We start from the raw sequence: 14,073 nt of genomic DNA, 5'->3' as shown, positions 1-14,073 counted from the left end.
GGCCTCTCATTCCGTGGTCAGGGGGAACGCGTGCGTGTGGATCCGCACCTGGGCGGTGGCGTCGTCGTCCTCGTCGGCGGCCCGGTCGCGGTAGGTGTCGACGAGCGCGTGCATCTTCTCGACGAGTTCCCGGGTGAGTTCGGGCGTCAGCCGCAGCGTCGCGCTGCTCATGTCCCAGGTGCGGTTCCACTCCTGAGGCCATGCCTGGCGGTTGCCGAGCCAGGTCGACAGGTCCCGGGTCTGGGCGGTCGCGACCTCGTGGAGGTACAGGTCGGCGGCCCCGCGCACGTCCGGGTTGGCGTCCGTGAGCAGTGCGTCGTCGAAGCGCAGCCCCTTGTGGACCGCCTTCCACCACCGCTCCCGCCCCTTGCCGTGCTCGGGGGCGTCCTCAATGAAGCCGTGGGTCGCGAGCTGCCGCAGGTGGTAGCTGGTGGCACCGCTCGACTCGCCGAGTTTTTCAGCGAGTTGGGAGGCGGTGGCCGGACCGCCGAAGCGCAGGGCGTCCAGCAGCTGCATGCGCAGGGGGTGTGCGAGCCCGCGCAGGGAGCGGGCGTCAAGACTGCGGACCTGGGGGTCCTGGGGCTCGTTCATGCGTACAAAAGTAGCCTTGCAAAGGATCCGTTGCAACAGGTTCTTTGCAAAGGGACCTTTGTAAGGCGGCCAGGGCCTTCCAGGGCCTCGCTACGGTGGGAGATATGAAGCTCTCGCCGCTCGTCGCCCGGGAACGCTTTGCCGCATCACCCGTCGCCAGGCTGGCGACAGCCGACGCTCACGGGGTGCCCCACGCGGTCCCTATCACCTTCGTCGCCCTGGATGACGTCCTCTATTTCGCGGTCGACCACAAGCCCAAGAGCACGTGGGATCTTCGGCGCTTGCGCGACATCCGGGAGAACCCGTCGGTGACCGTGCTGGTGGACCACTACGACAAGGACTGGTCGACGCTGTGGTGGGTTCGCGCCGACGGCCGTGGCGAAGTGCTGGAGGGCGGGCAGGAGCGGCGCCGCGCGTTGGATTCGCTGTGCGGCAAGTACGAGCAGTACAAGGACTCTCCTCCCGAAGGCCCCGCAGTCGCCGTTCGGGTCGAGCGGTGGAGCGGCTGGTCCTTCGCCTGACCTCGCCGTCCGTTCAAGGCGCTGGTCATTCGTCGATCGCCGTCCGTTGCAACAGGCCCCAGGTGAACTCGGCGACCACCCGCCGCCGTACGCTTTCCCCGTCCGGAGCCGTGAACGCCAGCCCCCACCGCGTGGGCGCCGTGCCCTCCAGGGGCCGGGCGGGGGCGAAGGCGCGGGCGACCTCGTCGACCGTGCAGGACCACGGAGTGAGGTCGTCGAGGGTCTTGAGATCCGGTCCCTGGGCTCCCGGGGCGCGGATCAGCCACTCGTTCCAGACGGCGCCGTTCGGGGCGAGGAGGACCTCGAAGCGCAGGTCGGGCCAGAGGGGGACGGGCCAGAGCAGGGCCTCGCAGTCCAGGTCGCCGATCTTCCGGGTGATCGTGGACTCGGGCGTGCCCAGGATCGAGCGGTAGCGGGAGGCGGCGGCGCGGGAGCGCGGTGAGTGGAGCATGGCCTGCCAGCGCTTGTTGGCTTCTCTCATGTCGGCGATGGAGACGCCCAGTTCGCGGCGGGCGTCCTCCACCAGGTCCGGGTTGTGGTCGGCCATGCGGCGCAGCAGGACCAGCTGGAAGTCGAGGGGGGTGAACGGGCTAGCGGGGCGCTTGGCGGACGGCATGGGAACCATGGTGGCCCACGCCACTGACACCGGGACGGCGGCCGTCCGGGAGGAAGAGGACCGAGTTGACGTAGCGCGGGTGGCTGCGGAAGGGCAGGACGCGGCCCAGCAGGCCCTGGGTGACGACGTGCGAGACGGTCGCCTGGTGGGCCTCCAGGGGGAAGCGGGACAGCGGGATCCAGGTGTCGCCGGGCAGCACCCAGCCGTCGTAGCGGAGGAGGGAGAGGTAGGTGATGACCGGTGTGATCGGCTGGATTCGGGACTCCAGTTCGACGAAGAGGGCCGGGCGGTCCCGGGCCAGCAGGCCCGTGGCGCCGCGCAGTACCGCGAGCTCGTTGCCGTCCACGTCGATCTTGATGAAATCGACGTCCCGCAGGCCGAGTTCGTCGAGGGTGACGCAGGGGACGTGCAGGGCCCGGGCGTGGATGTCGCGGCGGACCAGGGAGGACACGCCCCGGTCGCCCGCGTCGTCCGGGGGGAGCCACAGGCGGGCGGTGCCGGGGCGGTCCGAGGCGGCGGCCTGGACGACGCGGACGTTCGGCGCGGCGGCCGAGGTGAGGAGGCGGGCCAGGTGGGGGACCGGTTCCACGGTCACCACCTGGCGGGCACGTGTGGCCAGACGCCGTGTCCAGGGGCCGTACCAGCCGCCGACGTCCACGGCGGTGCCGCAGCCGGGCGGGCACAGGTCGGCCAGCCGGGCCAGCTCGGGCTCGAAGCGCGGGTAGACCGCCCGGGCGGCGGCGGCCACCAGGCGGGTGGGGAGGAAGGGGGCCAGCCGGGCGGCCAGGGTGCGGGGTGGGGGCACTGTCACTGGGCCATCCCGGGGGTCTGGGGCCCGCGGCGGTCGCCGCTGATGTCACTGCCCCCAGAAAGACGCAGCAGGAGGGCCTCGTGCTCGTCGTCCGTCACCTGCTCCCCGGACGACGGCAGCAGCTGCGGGATGCCGTCGACGATCGGGTAACGGCGGTGCAGGCGCGGGTTGTACAGGGCCTCGGGAGCCGTCGGGCCGTCCGGTTTGACGAGGTGCAGCGGGCCCTTGTCGAGCGGGCACGCAAGGATCCGCAGCAGCGGGTCGTCGGGGTTCATGGAGGGGTCAACTCCTTGGTGGCAATGGGGGGTTGGGGCGGAGCCTGAGGTGCGGGCTGGTCGTGCTTGGGCATGGCGAGCAGAACGGAGACGGCCAGTACCGTGCCCGCCAGGCGCAGGGCGAGCCGCAGCGGGTCGTGCGGGAGTGCCTCGCCGAAGGAGAGGGTGCCGAGTACGGCCGTGTAGAGGCAGGTCACCGTCGTGCACACCGGCACGATCAGCGAGGCCCGGCAGCGCTGCAGCGCGGCCTGCGACATGACCAGGCCGAACGCGCCGGTGAAGAGGAGGAGGTAGGGGTACGGGGACTTGAGCAGGCCGACCACCGCGCCACCCAGCCCACTTGTCGTCAGGTAGCTCGACACGCCCTTGATGGCGAGCGAGCTGACCCCGTACAGCAGGCCCACCGCCACCCCGTACTCCACACCCGTGGTCGGCGCGCGGTGGCGGTGCTTGGTCCGGCGCTCGGCGGCCCCGTACAGCCACACCCCGCCCGCCAGCGACGGCACGCACACCAGCAGGATCAGCGGATACGGGGCGCTGCGGCTGACGGTGTCCGCACCCGCCCCGGCCTCCTTCAGCGACAGCACGACCATCAGCAGCGCGGCGAGGATCGCGCCGAGCGCGTACCGCTCCCGGCCGGTCGTCTCCTCGCCCAGCAACCGGGCCGACAGCAGGACGAGCAGCACCAGGCCGGAGACGAAGATGCCCTGGGCGGCGGCGATCGGCAGGGTGCGGTAGACAACGAGCTGTGCGCCGAAGCCGGAGGCCAGGGCGAGGGAGCCGCCGATCCACAGTGGGCTGCCCAGCACCAGCCGCAGCAGCCGGGCGGGTTGACGGATCGACACCTCGGGAAGGGAGGTGAGCGCCCGTTTCTCCAGGACGAAACCGAGGCTGTACAGCGTGTTCGCCACCAGGGCTGCGACCACTCCCCACCACATGGTGTGCCCCCCTCTACGTCTTTGTCTTTCGCGCGTGCAGGAGAAGGATCGAGGCGAGCGACGGTCTGGAGCAGGCCAGCCGGTCGAGGGGACGGAGGGGGCGGGGTACGCCGTGGAAGGGGGCGCCTTTGACGGCCACGATCTCGAAGCCGGACGCCGCGACGAACTCCCGTAGCGCCCGGGCGGTGTAGAGCCGCAGATGCCCGACGACCTCCGTGCCCGGCCGGCCGTGGATCGCCCGCAGGCTGACCTCGGAGAAGACCGGCTGCACGCCGGCCAGCAGCAGGGCGCGGTTGTACCAGGCGGCCAGGTTCGGGGTGGAGAGCATGAGGTGGCCGCCCGGGCGCAGGATGCGGCGGATCTCGTCGAGCGCCGCGTCCGGGTCGACCAGGTGCTCGATGACCTCGCTGAACAGCACGGCGTCGGCGGAGGCCGTCCTGAACGGGAGCCCGCCGTCGGTGAGTTCGCCGCGGATGGCGTACGACAGGTGGGTGCGGGCCCGTTTGAGGGCGTCCTGGGACCAGTCGACGCCGATGATGCGGTGGCCGGGGAGGAGGGGGGCCGCGGTGGCGGCCGCGGTGCCGTCGCCGCAGCCGATGTCGAGGATGGTGCGGGGGGTGCCGGTGGCCGGGCCCAGGGCGGCGGCCAGCATGCGGGCCTGGCGGAGGCTGCGAGGGGTGCCCGAGGCGACGGGGACGGAGGGGTCCTCGTAGAACTCGCGCAGGTCGGGGTGGTGCTCGGGGGCGGTGGTCGCGTTCACGGGGTCACCTCCGTGGAGTGCAGATAGTGCTCGAACAAGTCGCGGAGGTGGGCGCCGTCGCCGTGGCTGAGCAGGGCTCGGGACCAGCGCAGGGCGAGGTGGAGGCGGCCCGCGGTGGAGGCGGTGGTGACGGTGAGGCCGCGCGGCATACGGGCGGGCGCCGAGAACCAGACCGCGTGCGCGCGGCCTGCCTCCTCGCCGAAGTCCAGGGGGTACGGGATGCGGCCGATGTTGCTGAGGAGCGTTGTCGATGTCCATGGCGCGGCGGCTCTGCGCAGGCCCCTTGTGAGGGCTGCCCGCCAGGCGACGGGGGTGAGGGGCGCTGTGAGGAGGGCGGCTCCGTGGCCCAGTTGGGGGCGGGGGAGGGATTTGAGGGCTCGGGTGCGGGTTGCCGTGCGGCGCAGTAGGGCGGGCATGTCGGTGGGGGTGTGTGCGTCCAACTCCTCTGGAGAGAAGGGGACTTCTACCAGGCGGGTGCCGTTGCCTATGGGCATGGTGGTGTCTCGGGGGCGGTCGTCCACGGGCATGGTGATGCGGAGGGGGCGGGGGGTGGCGCCGTGTTCTCTGTTCCAGTGGGCGATGGTGAGGGCTGTGGTGACCATGAGCTGGTCGTTCACCGTGTAGGGGGTGCCCTTGGGGCGGTGGGGGAGGGGGAGTTCGGTGACGAGCATGCCGTTGCCGGGGGAGGGCTCGGGGGTGCCGGGGGCCACCCTGGCGGGTGGGGACCAATTGGAGGGGGTGTCTTCGGGGGCTTGGGGGGTGTCGGGGGTGCGGATGGGGGGTGCGGTGGGGGAGTTGTTCTTGCCGCCGTAGATCTCTGCGGCGGTGGCTAGGACGCGGAGGCACGCGGGGCCGTCCAGGGCCGTGTGGTTGATCGTGAGGAACAGGACCGTTCCCTTGGCGGTGCCGGAGTTGGTGCTGGCGGAGGGTGGGTTCGCTTGCCCGCGCTTGCGGGGTGCCGCTGCGCCCACCCGTGCCGCCCCAGCGGCACGGGTGGGCGCAGCTGCGGGGGTGTGGGCGTCCGCAGCGCCAGTGGCGCGACTGCCCGCAGCTGCGGCGGTGTCGGCGCCCGCTGCTACGGCGGGGTTGGCGGCCGCAGCTGCGGCGGGGCTGGCGCCCGCTGCTGCGGCAGCGTCGGCGGCCGCAGTTGCGCCGGGGTTGGCGGCCGCTGCTGAGGCGGGGTCGGTGTCCCCAGCGGTGGCGGGGTTGGCTCCCGCGGGCAGGGGTGTTTGGCCGACCGCGTCTGTTGCCTCGCTGCCCTCCGGTGGTCCCGCCCTCTCCACCACCTCCAGCCGTATCGGCGGGGACAAGGTCAGCGGTGGCGCGGTCGTCAGGGCTCGTGTCCTCGCGTCCCGTAGTGCGTCCGGGCCCGCCGCCGGGAAGGTCACCACCTCCAAGTCCGGCTCGCCCGTCAGTTCCCACTCGTAGCGGCGTCGGTACCAGTGGCCGGAGGCCTCGCGCATCAGGATGCGGGGGTGGCGGCGCAGGGCCTCTGTGAAGGCCGAGCGCAGCCGGTCCCTGTCCAATTGCCCCGGCAGGTGGACCTCAATATGAACCGTCTCCGGTTCCTCCTCCTGGAGGCAGTGGCGGGCGACCTCGTCGACGACGGGGAAGGGGATGCGGGCCGGCGGTCGGGGCGGGCCGTCGGCGCGGGCGGGGTGTTGGAGTGCGGTCATGTGGGTTCATCCCTCCCCCTGTCGGCTTCCGGCTGCTGTGGCTCCTCGGGCGGGGTCGGCCGGAACTTCGGTTTGCGGAACTGGATCCGCGCGGTCGGCGGGTCGGGATCGGGCCCGCCGGGGCCGCGTGCCGAGACGGTCGGCCCGGCGTCGGGGTGGGGGAGTGGCGCGGGTGCGCCGGCTTCGCCCCGGCGCCGTTGCGGGAGTGGTTGGGGCGGTGCCCCGGAGCCGGGTACCGGCGGCAGTACCGCCGTCGTGCCTGTCCCCTCGTCGGGCTCCCGTACGCTCACCACTCCCGCGAACAGGCCGATCAGCGCGAGCAGTTGGGCCGTGTGCCCGAACGCCCCCTCGCCCGCGCCCACCGGCTCCCCGGCCCCCGTGGCCGCCGCGATACCGGCCCCCGCGAGGGCGACGAACGCGACCGGCACGAGCACCGAGTGCCGGCGATACGCCAGCAGCGCCAGCGCGGGCACCAGCAGGGCGAACCATCCGGCGATCAGCACGCCCACCACCGTCAGGGCCACCGTGCCGAGCCACAGCCCGGGGAGCGGCGGTACCGGCTGCGGCGCGTCGGGGTTCGGTGCGCGGCGGCGCCAGACGACCAGCCCGACCAGGACCGCCAGGCCCGCCGCGCCGCCGATCAGTCCGCCCTCGTAGGTCGTCGCGGGTTCGTACGACAGCTTGACCGTGCCGCCCGCACCGGCCGGGATCCGCCAGCCCTGCTGCCAGCCGTCGAGGCGGAGCGGGGTCAGTTCCCTGCCGTTCAGGGTGGCTTTCCAGCCGTCGTTGTAGTTCTCGTACGTCGTGAGGTAGGTGGCCGCACCGGAGCCGACCGCCACCTCGCGGCGGTCGCCCAGCCAGTCCCGTATCGTCAACTGCCGCTCCGTGGCGGTGGGTTCGGCGACCGTGCCGCGGGTCAGGGTCACGTCGGTCAGGGTGAGCGGTCCGGCGTCCCCGGCCTCGACGCGGTGGGTGCCGGCGGTGAGCTCCAACTCGCTGTCGTTGCGGCCCTGCTGGCAGAGCGTCACATCCACGGTCCGGCGCTCCGTCAGGTCCCGTACCGTCCCCTTCGCGCTGGTCTGGTACAGCTTGCCGTCCACCGCCACGTCCGGCCCCTGTCCGCACGGCAGCGAGAAGGTGCGGGTGCTGCTCGGCTGCGGGGTGCGGTACTGGTCGAGTGCCGGGATGTACGCCTCGGTCAGGCCCACCGGGAGTTGCAGGTCCTCGTCGGCGACGGGGTTGTGCAGGGTCAGGGGGGCTGTCTGGGTGATCGTGATGTCCAGGCGGTCGGTGGTGATCGGGTCGAAGCGGACCACGCCGTTCTCGTCGACGCCGGCGATGGTCGAGCCGTCGGGGGAGCTGATGTCCACCTGGGTGGGACGGGTCGACAGACCGCCCGCGGGCGCCAGCACGATCTCCCCGATCGGCTGTTTGCCGCTCCAGCTCAGATGGATCGTCGGCCGGTCGCCCGCGATCCACGCCGTCGTCAGATCACCGTCGGTGAGGTTGCGCGCCGACACACCCGCGCCGAGGGCCGCCGTGGAGTCGGCGGTGGCGACGATGCGGTTCTGCTGGTCCGGGGCGACCTGGTAGAGCAGCTTGTCGAGTGCCTCGCCGTTCACCGGCACGGCGCCCGCCTTCACCTCGTACGTCCCTGCCGTGGCCGTGGTGAAGCGCCGGTGCAGGCCCGCCTCGGTGCCGGTCGAGGAGAGGCCGGTGGGGTCGGGGGTGCGGTGCAGGGAGATCTGCGTGGCGGCGGCGTCGGAGTCGCCCCCCTTGTCCGCGTCTGTCGGCAGCCGCAGCAGACGGGTCACCTGGACGTGCGGGAGGGCGATCTCGGAGAAGCCCGCACCCGTCAGACCCGAGCGGCGCTCCACCGAGCCGACGATCGTCAGCTTCATCCAACTCGTCGCGCCTGCCGGTGCCTTGATGGTCTGCGTCTGACCGTTCGGCCGCAGGAAACTGGTCCGCGACCCCTTCTCCGTCTCCACCTTCACCTTCGTCGCCGCCGACCGCACGCTCTCCTGCGGCAGCGGGGTCACCTTGAACGAGGACGGCATGTCGTACTTGTCGTCGGTGAAGCCGATGCGCAGCCACTGCCCGTTCGGCGAGCCGGGTGCGCCCTCCGCCCAGGCCGTGTCCGGGTTGCCGTCGAAGGCGTTCACCGGGTCGTACTGCGGGAGGTGGAAGAGCCAGTTGCCGTACGAGGACGCCGTCACCGAGCGGGCGCCCCGCAGCTGGGCCACCGTCTGGTGGTCGAGCCCCTTGGTCGGCAGGATCTGGTGCGGTCTCTTCCCCGCGTCCTGCACGGCGTCCGGCGCGTTCCGTTCTGAACTGGTGTAGGTGTACGAGGTGTTGGCGTCGACCAGCCCGAACCGGGTGTCCGCGCGGCGCAGCCCGTCGCCGACCACCTGGAGCGGCGCGGAGCCGAGCCCGGGGTGGTTGTCGCCGGTCAGCACGGTCGCACGGCCGCGCAGCTCGGAGGCGAGCGGCAACAGGGCCTCGGGGCCGCCGGAGACGACGGCGGTGTCGGACACGGGCAGCAGATGCGCCTGCCCCGGTCGCGGGACTCCCTCGCCCGAGGGTTCGTAGATCTCGACCGCCCGCTGCCGCGGATACAACCCCTCGACCTGCAGCGGAGCGTCGTGCGCGATCTTCCCGCCGGTCATGACCGGCCCGAAGCCCGTCACCCGGACATACCCCGACTGCTCCAGGGTCCGCTTCACCGTCGTGGTCGGTACGGAGCCGATCTGGTCGGGGTCGAGGTCGTTGCGCACGACGACGTAGTACACGCCCGCCCGGCTCAGGTAGTCGGCCAGGCCCGGGACGTCACTCCCGGAGGCCAGTGCGTTCTCCACCGCGTCCATCGCACGCCGGTTGCCGGGGGTGCCGAAGGGGACGTAGTCCCGCTGTGCCCAACGGGACTTGGCGAGGACGTCGAGGGGCTGGTCGATGGGGGAGCCCCAGGTGTAGATGCCGTGCGAGGTGGCCGGGACGACCAGGGCGCGGGAGTCGGGGGAGTACTTCTCCAGCCAACTGGCCGTTGTCTTCCAGTACTTGGGAAGCTCCTGGAAGGACCCGGGGTTGAGGATCGAGCCGTTGAGATACGGCCACATCAGGCCCGGAAGGATCAGGACCGCCGCGATCAGCGGGGCGAAGCGCCGCCCGCGCACCGGCCGGGCGCCACGCGGCTCGGCGGCAACGCCCACCAGATGGGCGAGGCCCAGGACGAGCGCAAGCGCCAGGCCCGTCTGGAACTTGTAGATGTTCCGGAAGGGGACCAGCCCGCCGTTCAGCCAGTCCTGCACGACCCCGTGGAAGGGAGCGCCGAACGCGCCGCCGTACCCGGCGAGCAGCACCAGCACGCACGACACGACGGTCAGCACCAGCCACCGCCGCTCGGGCATGTCCCGTCTCGCGAGCCCCGCGAGACCGAGCCCGGCAGCGAGCGCCGAACACACGACGACGATCACCGACGCGGCGACCGCCCACCCGGCCGGCAGCCAAGCCTCCCCGAAATGCAGATAGCCGACCCAGTTGCCGGCCCCGCGCAGTGCCTCCGTCGCCGACATGGTGGCCGTCGTGGTCTGCGAAGTCTCCACGTACGGAAGGAAGTTCTCGCCGTAGACACCGAGCATGACCAGCGGGATCCACCACCACGCCGTCGCCACGATCACGCCCGGCACCCACCAGGCGATCAGCTTGCGCTGCCGTGGCCCGGGCGGGCGGGAGAGGAGATACAGCCCGACCGGCAGCAGCGAGGCCAGCGTGGAGGCGCCGTTCACGCCGCCCATGAACGGCACGATCAGCGCCGAGCGCAGGGCGGCGACCCGGGCGGTGTACCGCTCGTTGGTCAGCGGCAGCAGCACCCAGGGCAGAAAGGCACCGGGCAGCGCGGCGGCCGACGTGGAACCGACGACGATGGTGAACACCGGCCACAGCGCATACGCGACACCCGCAAGCAGCCGCGAGCCACCACTTCCGATGCGCAGCCGCTCGGCCAGCCGCAGGGCACCCCAGAAGGCGACGGACACGATCACCGAAAGCCACAGCCGTTCGGCCAGCCACACCGGCAGGTGCAGGGCATGGGCCAGCCAGTAGAACGGCAGCATCGGCCACAGATAGCCGGCGTACTGGTCCTGGATGCCCCCGAAGCTGCCCTGGTCGTGCCACAACTGCCCCAGGTCGGAGAAGAACGCACCCGGATCGACCGTCACACCCAGCTTGGTGTCGAAGGTCTGCCGCCCCGGGTGCACCACCAGGAACAGCATGAACGCCACGGCCCAGAACCCCGCCAGCCAGCGCCGCGACCGCGGGCCCTCCGGCGGACCCGAGGTGGCCGCGGTGGTGGGAACGGCTGCCGGAGGAGGGGCCTGGACCGTGGTCGTCATGGGGGACACCGCCGGAGGATGAGGAGAAGATTCCAGGTGGCCACCTCACGTATCCCCGGCGCTTTCACGACGGTCTCCGCGAGGAACGGCCAGTAGCGGGAGCGCGCCGAGACGACCGTGACGTCGTCGCGGGCGCGCACCTGCCGCAGGGTGGCGCCGATGTGCACGGCGAACAGGTTTTCGCCGAGGGTGTGCTTGGCGGGCTTTCCGGTACGGCGCAGGTAGCGGGCGCGGGCCCGCTCGGCACCGAAGTAGTGCCACGGCGCCCACTCGTGACCGCCCCACGGGGACAGCCAGTTGGTGAACGACACATAGATCAGCCCACCGGGCCGCGTCACCCGGGCGAGCTCACTCAGGAAGGTCTCCGGATCGGCGACATGCTCCAGCACATTGGAGGAGAAGGTCACGTCGGCGACCCCGTCGGACAGGGGCAACAGATACCCGTCCGCGATCACGGCCCCTTCGGGCGGCTTCTCACCGAGCTCCTGTACGTCCGGCTCGAAGAGGTAGGCGTTCGCACCCCGCTTGCGGAACTCCTCGGTGAAGTACCCGCCGCCACCGCCGACATCCACGACGGTGCGGCCGATGACGGGCCCGTCGTAGGCCTCGATCTGATCGGCCGCGTCACGGGCGAGCAGCTCGTAGCACCCTTCCGGATCGTCCTGCTCGTGCCGAAAGGCACGGAACAGGGCGAGGGACCGCCGAAAGGACGGATCTTTGAAGCGCCGGTCAGCGGAATAGGGGCGCGGGGCTGTGTCGGATTTGCGGCTACCGCCGCGTGGGCGCGACCAGCCCCGACGATCCCGCAGTCGCGACACGACCTCACCGGCACGGCGCTTGGGCGTCACGGCGCCCAGCTCCGCAGAGCCTCCGCGGCAACGGCACGGAACTGTCTGACGGTCCGATGCCAGCGATAACGCGCAGCGCGATCACGTGCAGCCTTCCCCATCGCCTCACGCCGCCGCCCGGACAGGGCAAGCGTGCACCAGGCAGCCGCAAACGAAGACTCCCCGTGCGCAAGCACACCGGTCTCCCCGTCCACGACGGAATCCCGCAGACCAGGCACATCGAACGCAATCGTGGGCGTCTCACGGGTGGCGGCCTCGGTGACGACCAGCCCCCACCCCTCCACGGCAGAGGGATGCAGCAACAGCCAGGCCGCACACAGCAACCGGTGCTTCTCCGCCTCGGAAACATGGCCCGCGAACTCGACGCCGGGCCCGGCAAGTCGCTCCAGCCGGCCCCGTTCGGGCCCATCGCCCACGATGACCAGCCGACCCCCGGTCACGGGCCGCACCCGTTCCCAAAGTCTCAGCAGCAGATCGATCCGCTTGTACTCGACAAGTCTGCCCACCGCCACGAACAGCGGCTCGGCCGACCGCTCGTCCCGCGGCCCGGGCTCCTCCACGCCGTTGTGGACGACGCGGATCCGGTCCCGCGAGACACCGATCGCCCGCAGCGCATGGGCCGTGGACGGCGAAACGGCAACCAGCAGGCTCCGATGCTGCGCACCGGTCAGCGCCCACTGCTCGAGTCTTCGGCCGATCCGCGCGGCCGGCGCGAGGGGTCCGCCGAACCGCATCTTCCACAGGTCGGAGTGGACGTGGTTGACCAGGCACAGGGTGGGGCCGTGGTGCCAGAAGGGTGCGAGGTACGGCATGCCGTTGCAGACCTCGACCAGCAGGTCGGTCTCGCCGACCTGACGGGCGAAGGCGGAACGGGCACGCAGGTAGTGGGCGAACTCGCCGCCGGCCGACACGACCCGGTAGTCCCGGAAGGCCGCGGGGCCGCCGCAGATCAGGGTGACCTGGTGGCCGAGAGCGGTCAGGCCCTCGGCGAGCCGGTCGACCAGCAGCTCCGAGCCGCCGGCCGCCGGATTGTCCAGATCCCGGTGGGCGAGGAAAACGATTCGGCGCGGTTGTGGGGGGAGCGCCGAAGGGTGCTGCGGAGCCGAAGGGTGCGTGGCGCGCAGCGGGGAGGGCACGTGCTGGGGCATGGGTGCTCCAACTCGTCTCAGGGTGCGGAACTCAGTGGTGGCTTTCTGGACTTGCTGTGGGGGGACTGAGCTCTTCGTGGGCGGGGGGTGTGGACACGTTGTGCTTGGGTGGGGTTGGACAGTTTTCGCCCAGCCGTTCGCCACGGCTACTCACCGGGGTGACAAATTTCCGCCTTATTAGAACTGACGTCATGTCACATCGTGAGCTAAGCCTGGGAAGTCTGGGGCGTCTCCGGCAAATCAGGATGTTTCCGTCCTCGTACCACCAAAACCCCACCCAGTACCGCCAGTACGAATCCGGCCACAGCGGCGGTAATCGGCAACGTCTGTCCCACCATGCGCAGCTGGCCACTCTCCTTCTTGGCCAGCTTCACCTGGTCCTTCTGCGTCGCGGTGGTGAAGGCCAGTTTCTGGCTGTCCAGCAGCACCACCGCGTCCTTCTTGGCGCCCGGCGCCCGCAGGGTACGCCGCGGGCCGACCTGGGCGTAGAGCACCCGGCCGGTGCGCTGGTCGGCGACCAGCTCGATGCCGTGGTTGGAGTACCACTCCTCGGCCAGGACCTGCGGTTTGTTCTTCTGGCCGACGATGGTGCCGGGGACCAGCCGCGTCCCGATCTTCGTCGGGGAGACGGTGCCGGTGAAGCGGTAACCCCGGTACCCCAGGATCTTCTTGGTGCCGGAGTAGTGCAAAGTGACAGTTGAGCCAAGGGAGTTGTCCCACCACTGGTAGGACTTTCGCGCCACGTCGAAGGGGAACTTCAGATACGCGTCCCCCTCGAAGTACGGGTTCTCCTTGCAGCAGTGCACCGGCTGGTTGGTGTGGCGATTCGTCACCCAGCGGTTGAGGAAGAACTCCAGCGCGTCGTGCGGATCGGCGGCCGGCAGCGACTTGTCCGTGTCGACCGTCGTCGTCACGTCCCACACCGCCCGCCCGCTCTTCTCGCTGTCCGCGACATTGCCGCGCACCTGCTGGGTGACGGTGATCCGCTTGTCGTGGACTGTCTCGATCTCGTCGGTGTCGAAGTAGCTTCCGGTGCCTCTGTAAACGGCTGTGGTGTCGATGTCGATCGGGTTCACGGCGGCCCGCGGCTCGACGTACCAGACCAGCATCGGCGCCAGGACCAGCAGAAACGTGCCGAGTCCCAGCAGGATCAACGAAAGGGGGGAGGCTGTACGGCGCATCCGGGCACTCCAGGGGCGAAGGATGACGGAGTTCGGGCCGCTCTATGGGCCGGGAACCGTAGGCTGCTCTTGACGGGGTGTCAATGCTTGTCGAGACTGGGGCGGACAGGCAGGGGTGGGGCACCGGGGTGGGACGACCTCCGGACAGAGAGGCTGACCCTGCGATGTCCAGACTGCTCGCCGCAGCGCTCACCGTCGTGGCCGCCGCCGCACTTGCCGTGGGCGCCGCCCTCGGCATCGTCGCGCTGCTCGACGCGACGCCCGCCCAGCCCAACACCCCCTTGATCACGTACGAGCAAGCCGGGCAAGGGAGTTGA

13 protein-coding genes are annotated in these 14,073 nt (G+C 71.1%); 2 read left to right on the top strand and 11 right to left on the bottom strand.

The annotated features are described in order from the left end of the window. Positions 1–6: 6 nt before the first annotated feature. Complete coding sequence (locus ACFY10_RS04120) at positions 7–591, bottom strand: ArsR/SmtB family transcription factor (RefSeq protein ID WP_390663478.1); 585 nt, start codon at positions 589–591, stop codon at positions 7–9. A 104-nt stretch (positions 592–695) separates the two neighbouring features. Here ACFY10_RS04120 and ACFY10_RS04115 point away from each other — a divergent pair, with 104 nt between their 5' ends. Further along, positions 696–1,112 carry a TIGR03668 family PPOX class F420-dependent oxidoreductase gene (locus ACFY10_RS04115; RefSeq protein WP_390663477.1) on the top strand — a complete coding sequence of 139 codons (417 nt, stop codon included), beginning with the start codon at positions 696–698 and terminating at the stop codon, positions 1,110–1,112. A gap of 25 nt (positions 1,113–1,137) precedes the next feature. Here ACFY10_RS04115 and ACFY10_RS04110 read toward each other — a convergent pair whose 3' ends face one another. From ACFY10_RS04110 to ACFY10_RS04065, 10 genes are all read right to left on the bottom strand, one after another. Further along, positions 1,138–1,737 carry a hypothetical protein gene (locus tag ACFY10_RS04110; RefSeq protein ID WP_390663476.1) on the bottom strand — a complete coding sequence of 200 codons (600 nt, stop codon included), beginning with the start codon at positions 1,735–1,737 and terminating at the stop codon, positions 1,138–1,140. Further along, positions 1,703–2,539 carry an FkbM family methyltransferase gene (locus ACFY10_RS04105; protein WP_390663475.1) on the bottom strand — a complete coding sequence of 279 codons (837 nt, stop codon included), beginning with the start codon at positions 2,537–2,539 and terminating at the stop codon, positions 1,703–1,705. The genes ACFY10_RS04110 and ACFY10_RS04105 overlap by 35 nt, the downstream gene beginning before the upstream one ends. Beyond that, positions 2,536–2,814 carry a Trm112 family protein gene (locus ACFY10_RS04100; RefSeq protein WP_390663474.1) on the bottom strand — a complete coding sequence of 93 codons (279 nt, stop codon included), beginning with the start codon at positions 2,812–2,814 and terminating at the stop codon, positions 2,536–2,538. The genes ACFY10_RS04105 and ACFY10_RS04100 overlap by 4 nt, the downstream gene beginning before the upstream one ends. Then, positions 2,811–3,740 carry a hypothetical protein gene (locus ACFY10_RS04095; protein ID WP_390664129.1) on the bottom strand — a complete coding sequence of 310 codons (930 nt, stop codon included), beginning with the start codon at positions 3,738–3,740 and terminating at the stop codon, positions 2,811–2,813. The genes ACFY10_RS04100 and ACFY10_RS04095 overlap by 4 nt, the downstream gene beginning before the upstream one ends. Positions 3,741–3,765: 25 nt before the next feature. Further along, positions 3,766–4,512 carry a methyltransferase domain-containing protein gene (locus ACFY10_RS04090; protein WP_390663473.1) on the bottom strand — a complete coding sequence of 249 codons (747 nt, stop codon included), beginning with the start codon at positions 4,510–4,512 and terminating at the stop codon, positions 3,766–3,768. After that, positions 4,509–6,188, bottom strand: a complete 1,680-nt coding sequence (locus ACFY10_RS04085) for a condensation protein (protein WP_390663472.1) — start codon at positions 6,186–6,188, stop codon at positions 4,509–4,511. The genes ACFY10_RS04090 and ACFY10_RS04085 overlap by 4 nt, the downstream gene beginning before the upstream one ends. After that, positions 6,185–10,579 (bottom strand): alpha-(1->3)-arabinofuranosyltransferase, encoded by a 4,395-nt coding sequence (locus ACFY10_RS04080; protein ID WP_390663471.1) that lies wholly within the window; start codon positions 10,577–10,579, stop codon positions 6,185–6,187. Before ACFY10_RS04080 ends, ACFY10_RS04085 begins: the two co-directional genes overlap by 4 nt. Then, a complete protein-coding gene (locus ACFY10_RS04075; RefSeq protein WP_390664128.1) occupies positions 10,576–11,268 on the bottom strand; it encodes a class I SAM-dependent methyltransferase in 693 nt (230 codons plus the stop codon). Before ACFY10_RS04075 ends, ACFY10_RS04080 begins: the two co-directional genes overlap by 4 nt. Before the next feature lie 155 nt (positions 11,269–11,423). Then, complete coding sequence (locus tag ACFY10_RS04070; protein ID WP_390663470.1) at positions 11,424–12,575, bottom strand: glycosyltransferase family 4 protein; 1,152 nt, start codon at positions 12,573–12,575, stop codon at positions 11,424–11,426. Between the two features lie 206 nt (positions 12,576–12,781). Beyond that, the gene (locus tag ACFY10_RS04065) at positions 12,782–13,756 is read right to left on the bottom strand and encodes a DUF3068 domain-containing protein (protein ID WP_390663469.1); all 975 of its coding nucleotides are present in this window, start codon (positions 13,754–13,756) and stop codon (positions 12,782–12,784) included. 164 nt (positions 13,757–13,920) lie between these two features. On the opposite strand from ACFY10_RS04065, the gene ACFY10_RS04060 reads away from it, so the two are divergent. Continuing rightward, positions 13,921–14,073, top strand: a complete 153-nt coding sequence (locus tag ACFY10_RS04060; RefSeq protein ID WP_390663468.1) for a hypothetical protein — start codon at positions 13,921–13,923, stop codon at positions 14,071–14,073.

This window comes from Streptomyces sp. NPDC001401, assembly GCF_042895385.1.
In the GTDB taxonomy this organism is placed as follows: domain Bacteria; phylum Actinomycetota; class Actinomycetes; order Streptomycetales; family Streptomycetaceae; genus Streptomyces.
The sequence above is the reverse complement of the archived record's forward strand: the minus strand, read 5'-3'. Positions and strand labels throughout refer to the sequence as shown.

Coding starts and splice junctions, on each gene's coding strand:
- ACFY10_RS04065 (WP_390663469.1), bottom strand. CDS start 13,756: ATGCGCCGTACAGCCTCCCCCCTTTCGTTGATCCTGCTGGGACTCGGC.
- ACFY10_RS04080 (WP_390663471.1), bottom strand. CDS start 10,579: ATGACGACCACGGTCCAGGCCCCTCCTCCGGCAGCCGTTCCCACCACC.
- ACFY10_RS04115 (WP_390663477.1), top strand. CDS start 696: ATGAAGCTCTCGCCGCTCGTCGCCCGGGAACGCTTTGCCGCATCACCC.
- ACFY10_RS04120 (WP_390663478.1), bottom strand. CDS start 591: ATGAACGAGCCCCAGGACCCCCAGGTCCGCAGTCTTGACGCCCGCTCC.
- ACFY10_RS04085 (WP_390663472.1), bottom strand. CDS start 6,188: ATGACCGCACTCCAACACCCCGCCCGCGCCGACGGCCCGCCCCGACCG.
- ACFY10_RS04060 (WP_390663468.1), top strand. CDS start 13,921: ATGTCCAGACTGCTCGCCGCAGCGCTCACCGTCGTGGCCGCCGCCGCA.
- ACFY10_RS04100 (WP_390663474.1), bottom strand. CDS start 2,814: ATGAACCCCGACGACCCGCTGCTGCGGATCCTTGCGTGCCCGCTCGAC.
- ACFY10_RS04110 (WP_390663476.1), bottom strand. CDS start 1,737: ATGGTTCCCATGCCGTCCGCCAAGCGCCCCGCTAGCCCGTTCACCCCC.
- ACFY10_RS04070 (WP_390663470.1), bottom strand. CDS start 12,575: ATGCCCCAGCACGTGCCCTCCCCGCTGCGCGCCACGCACCCTTCGGCT.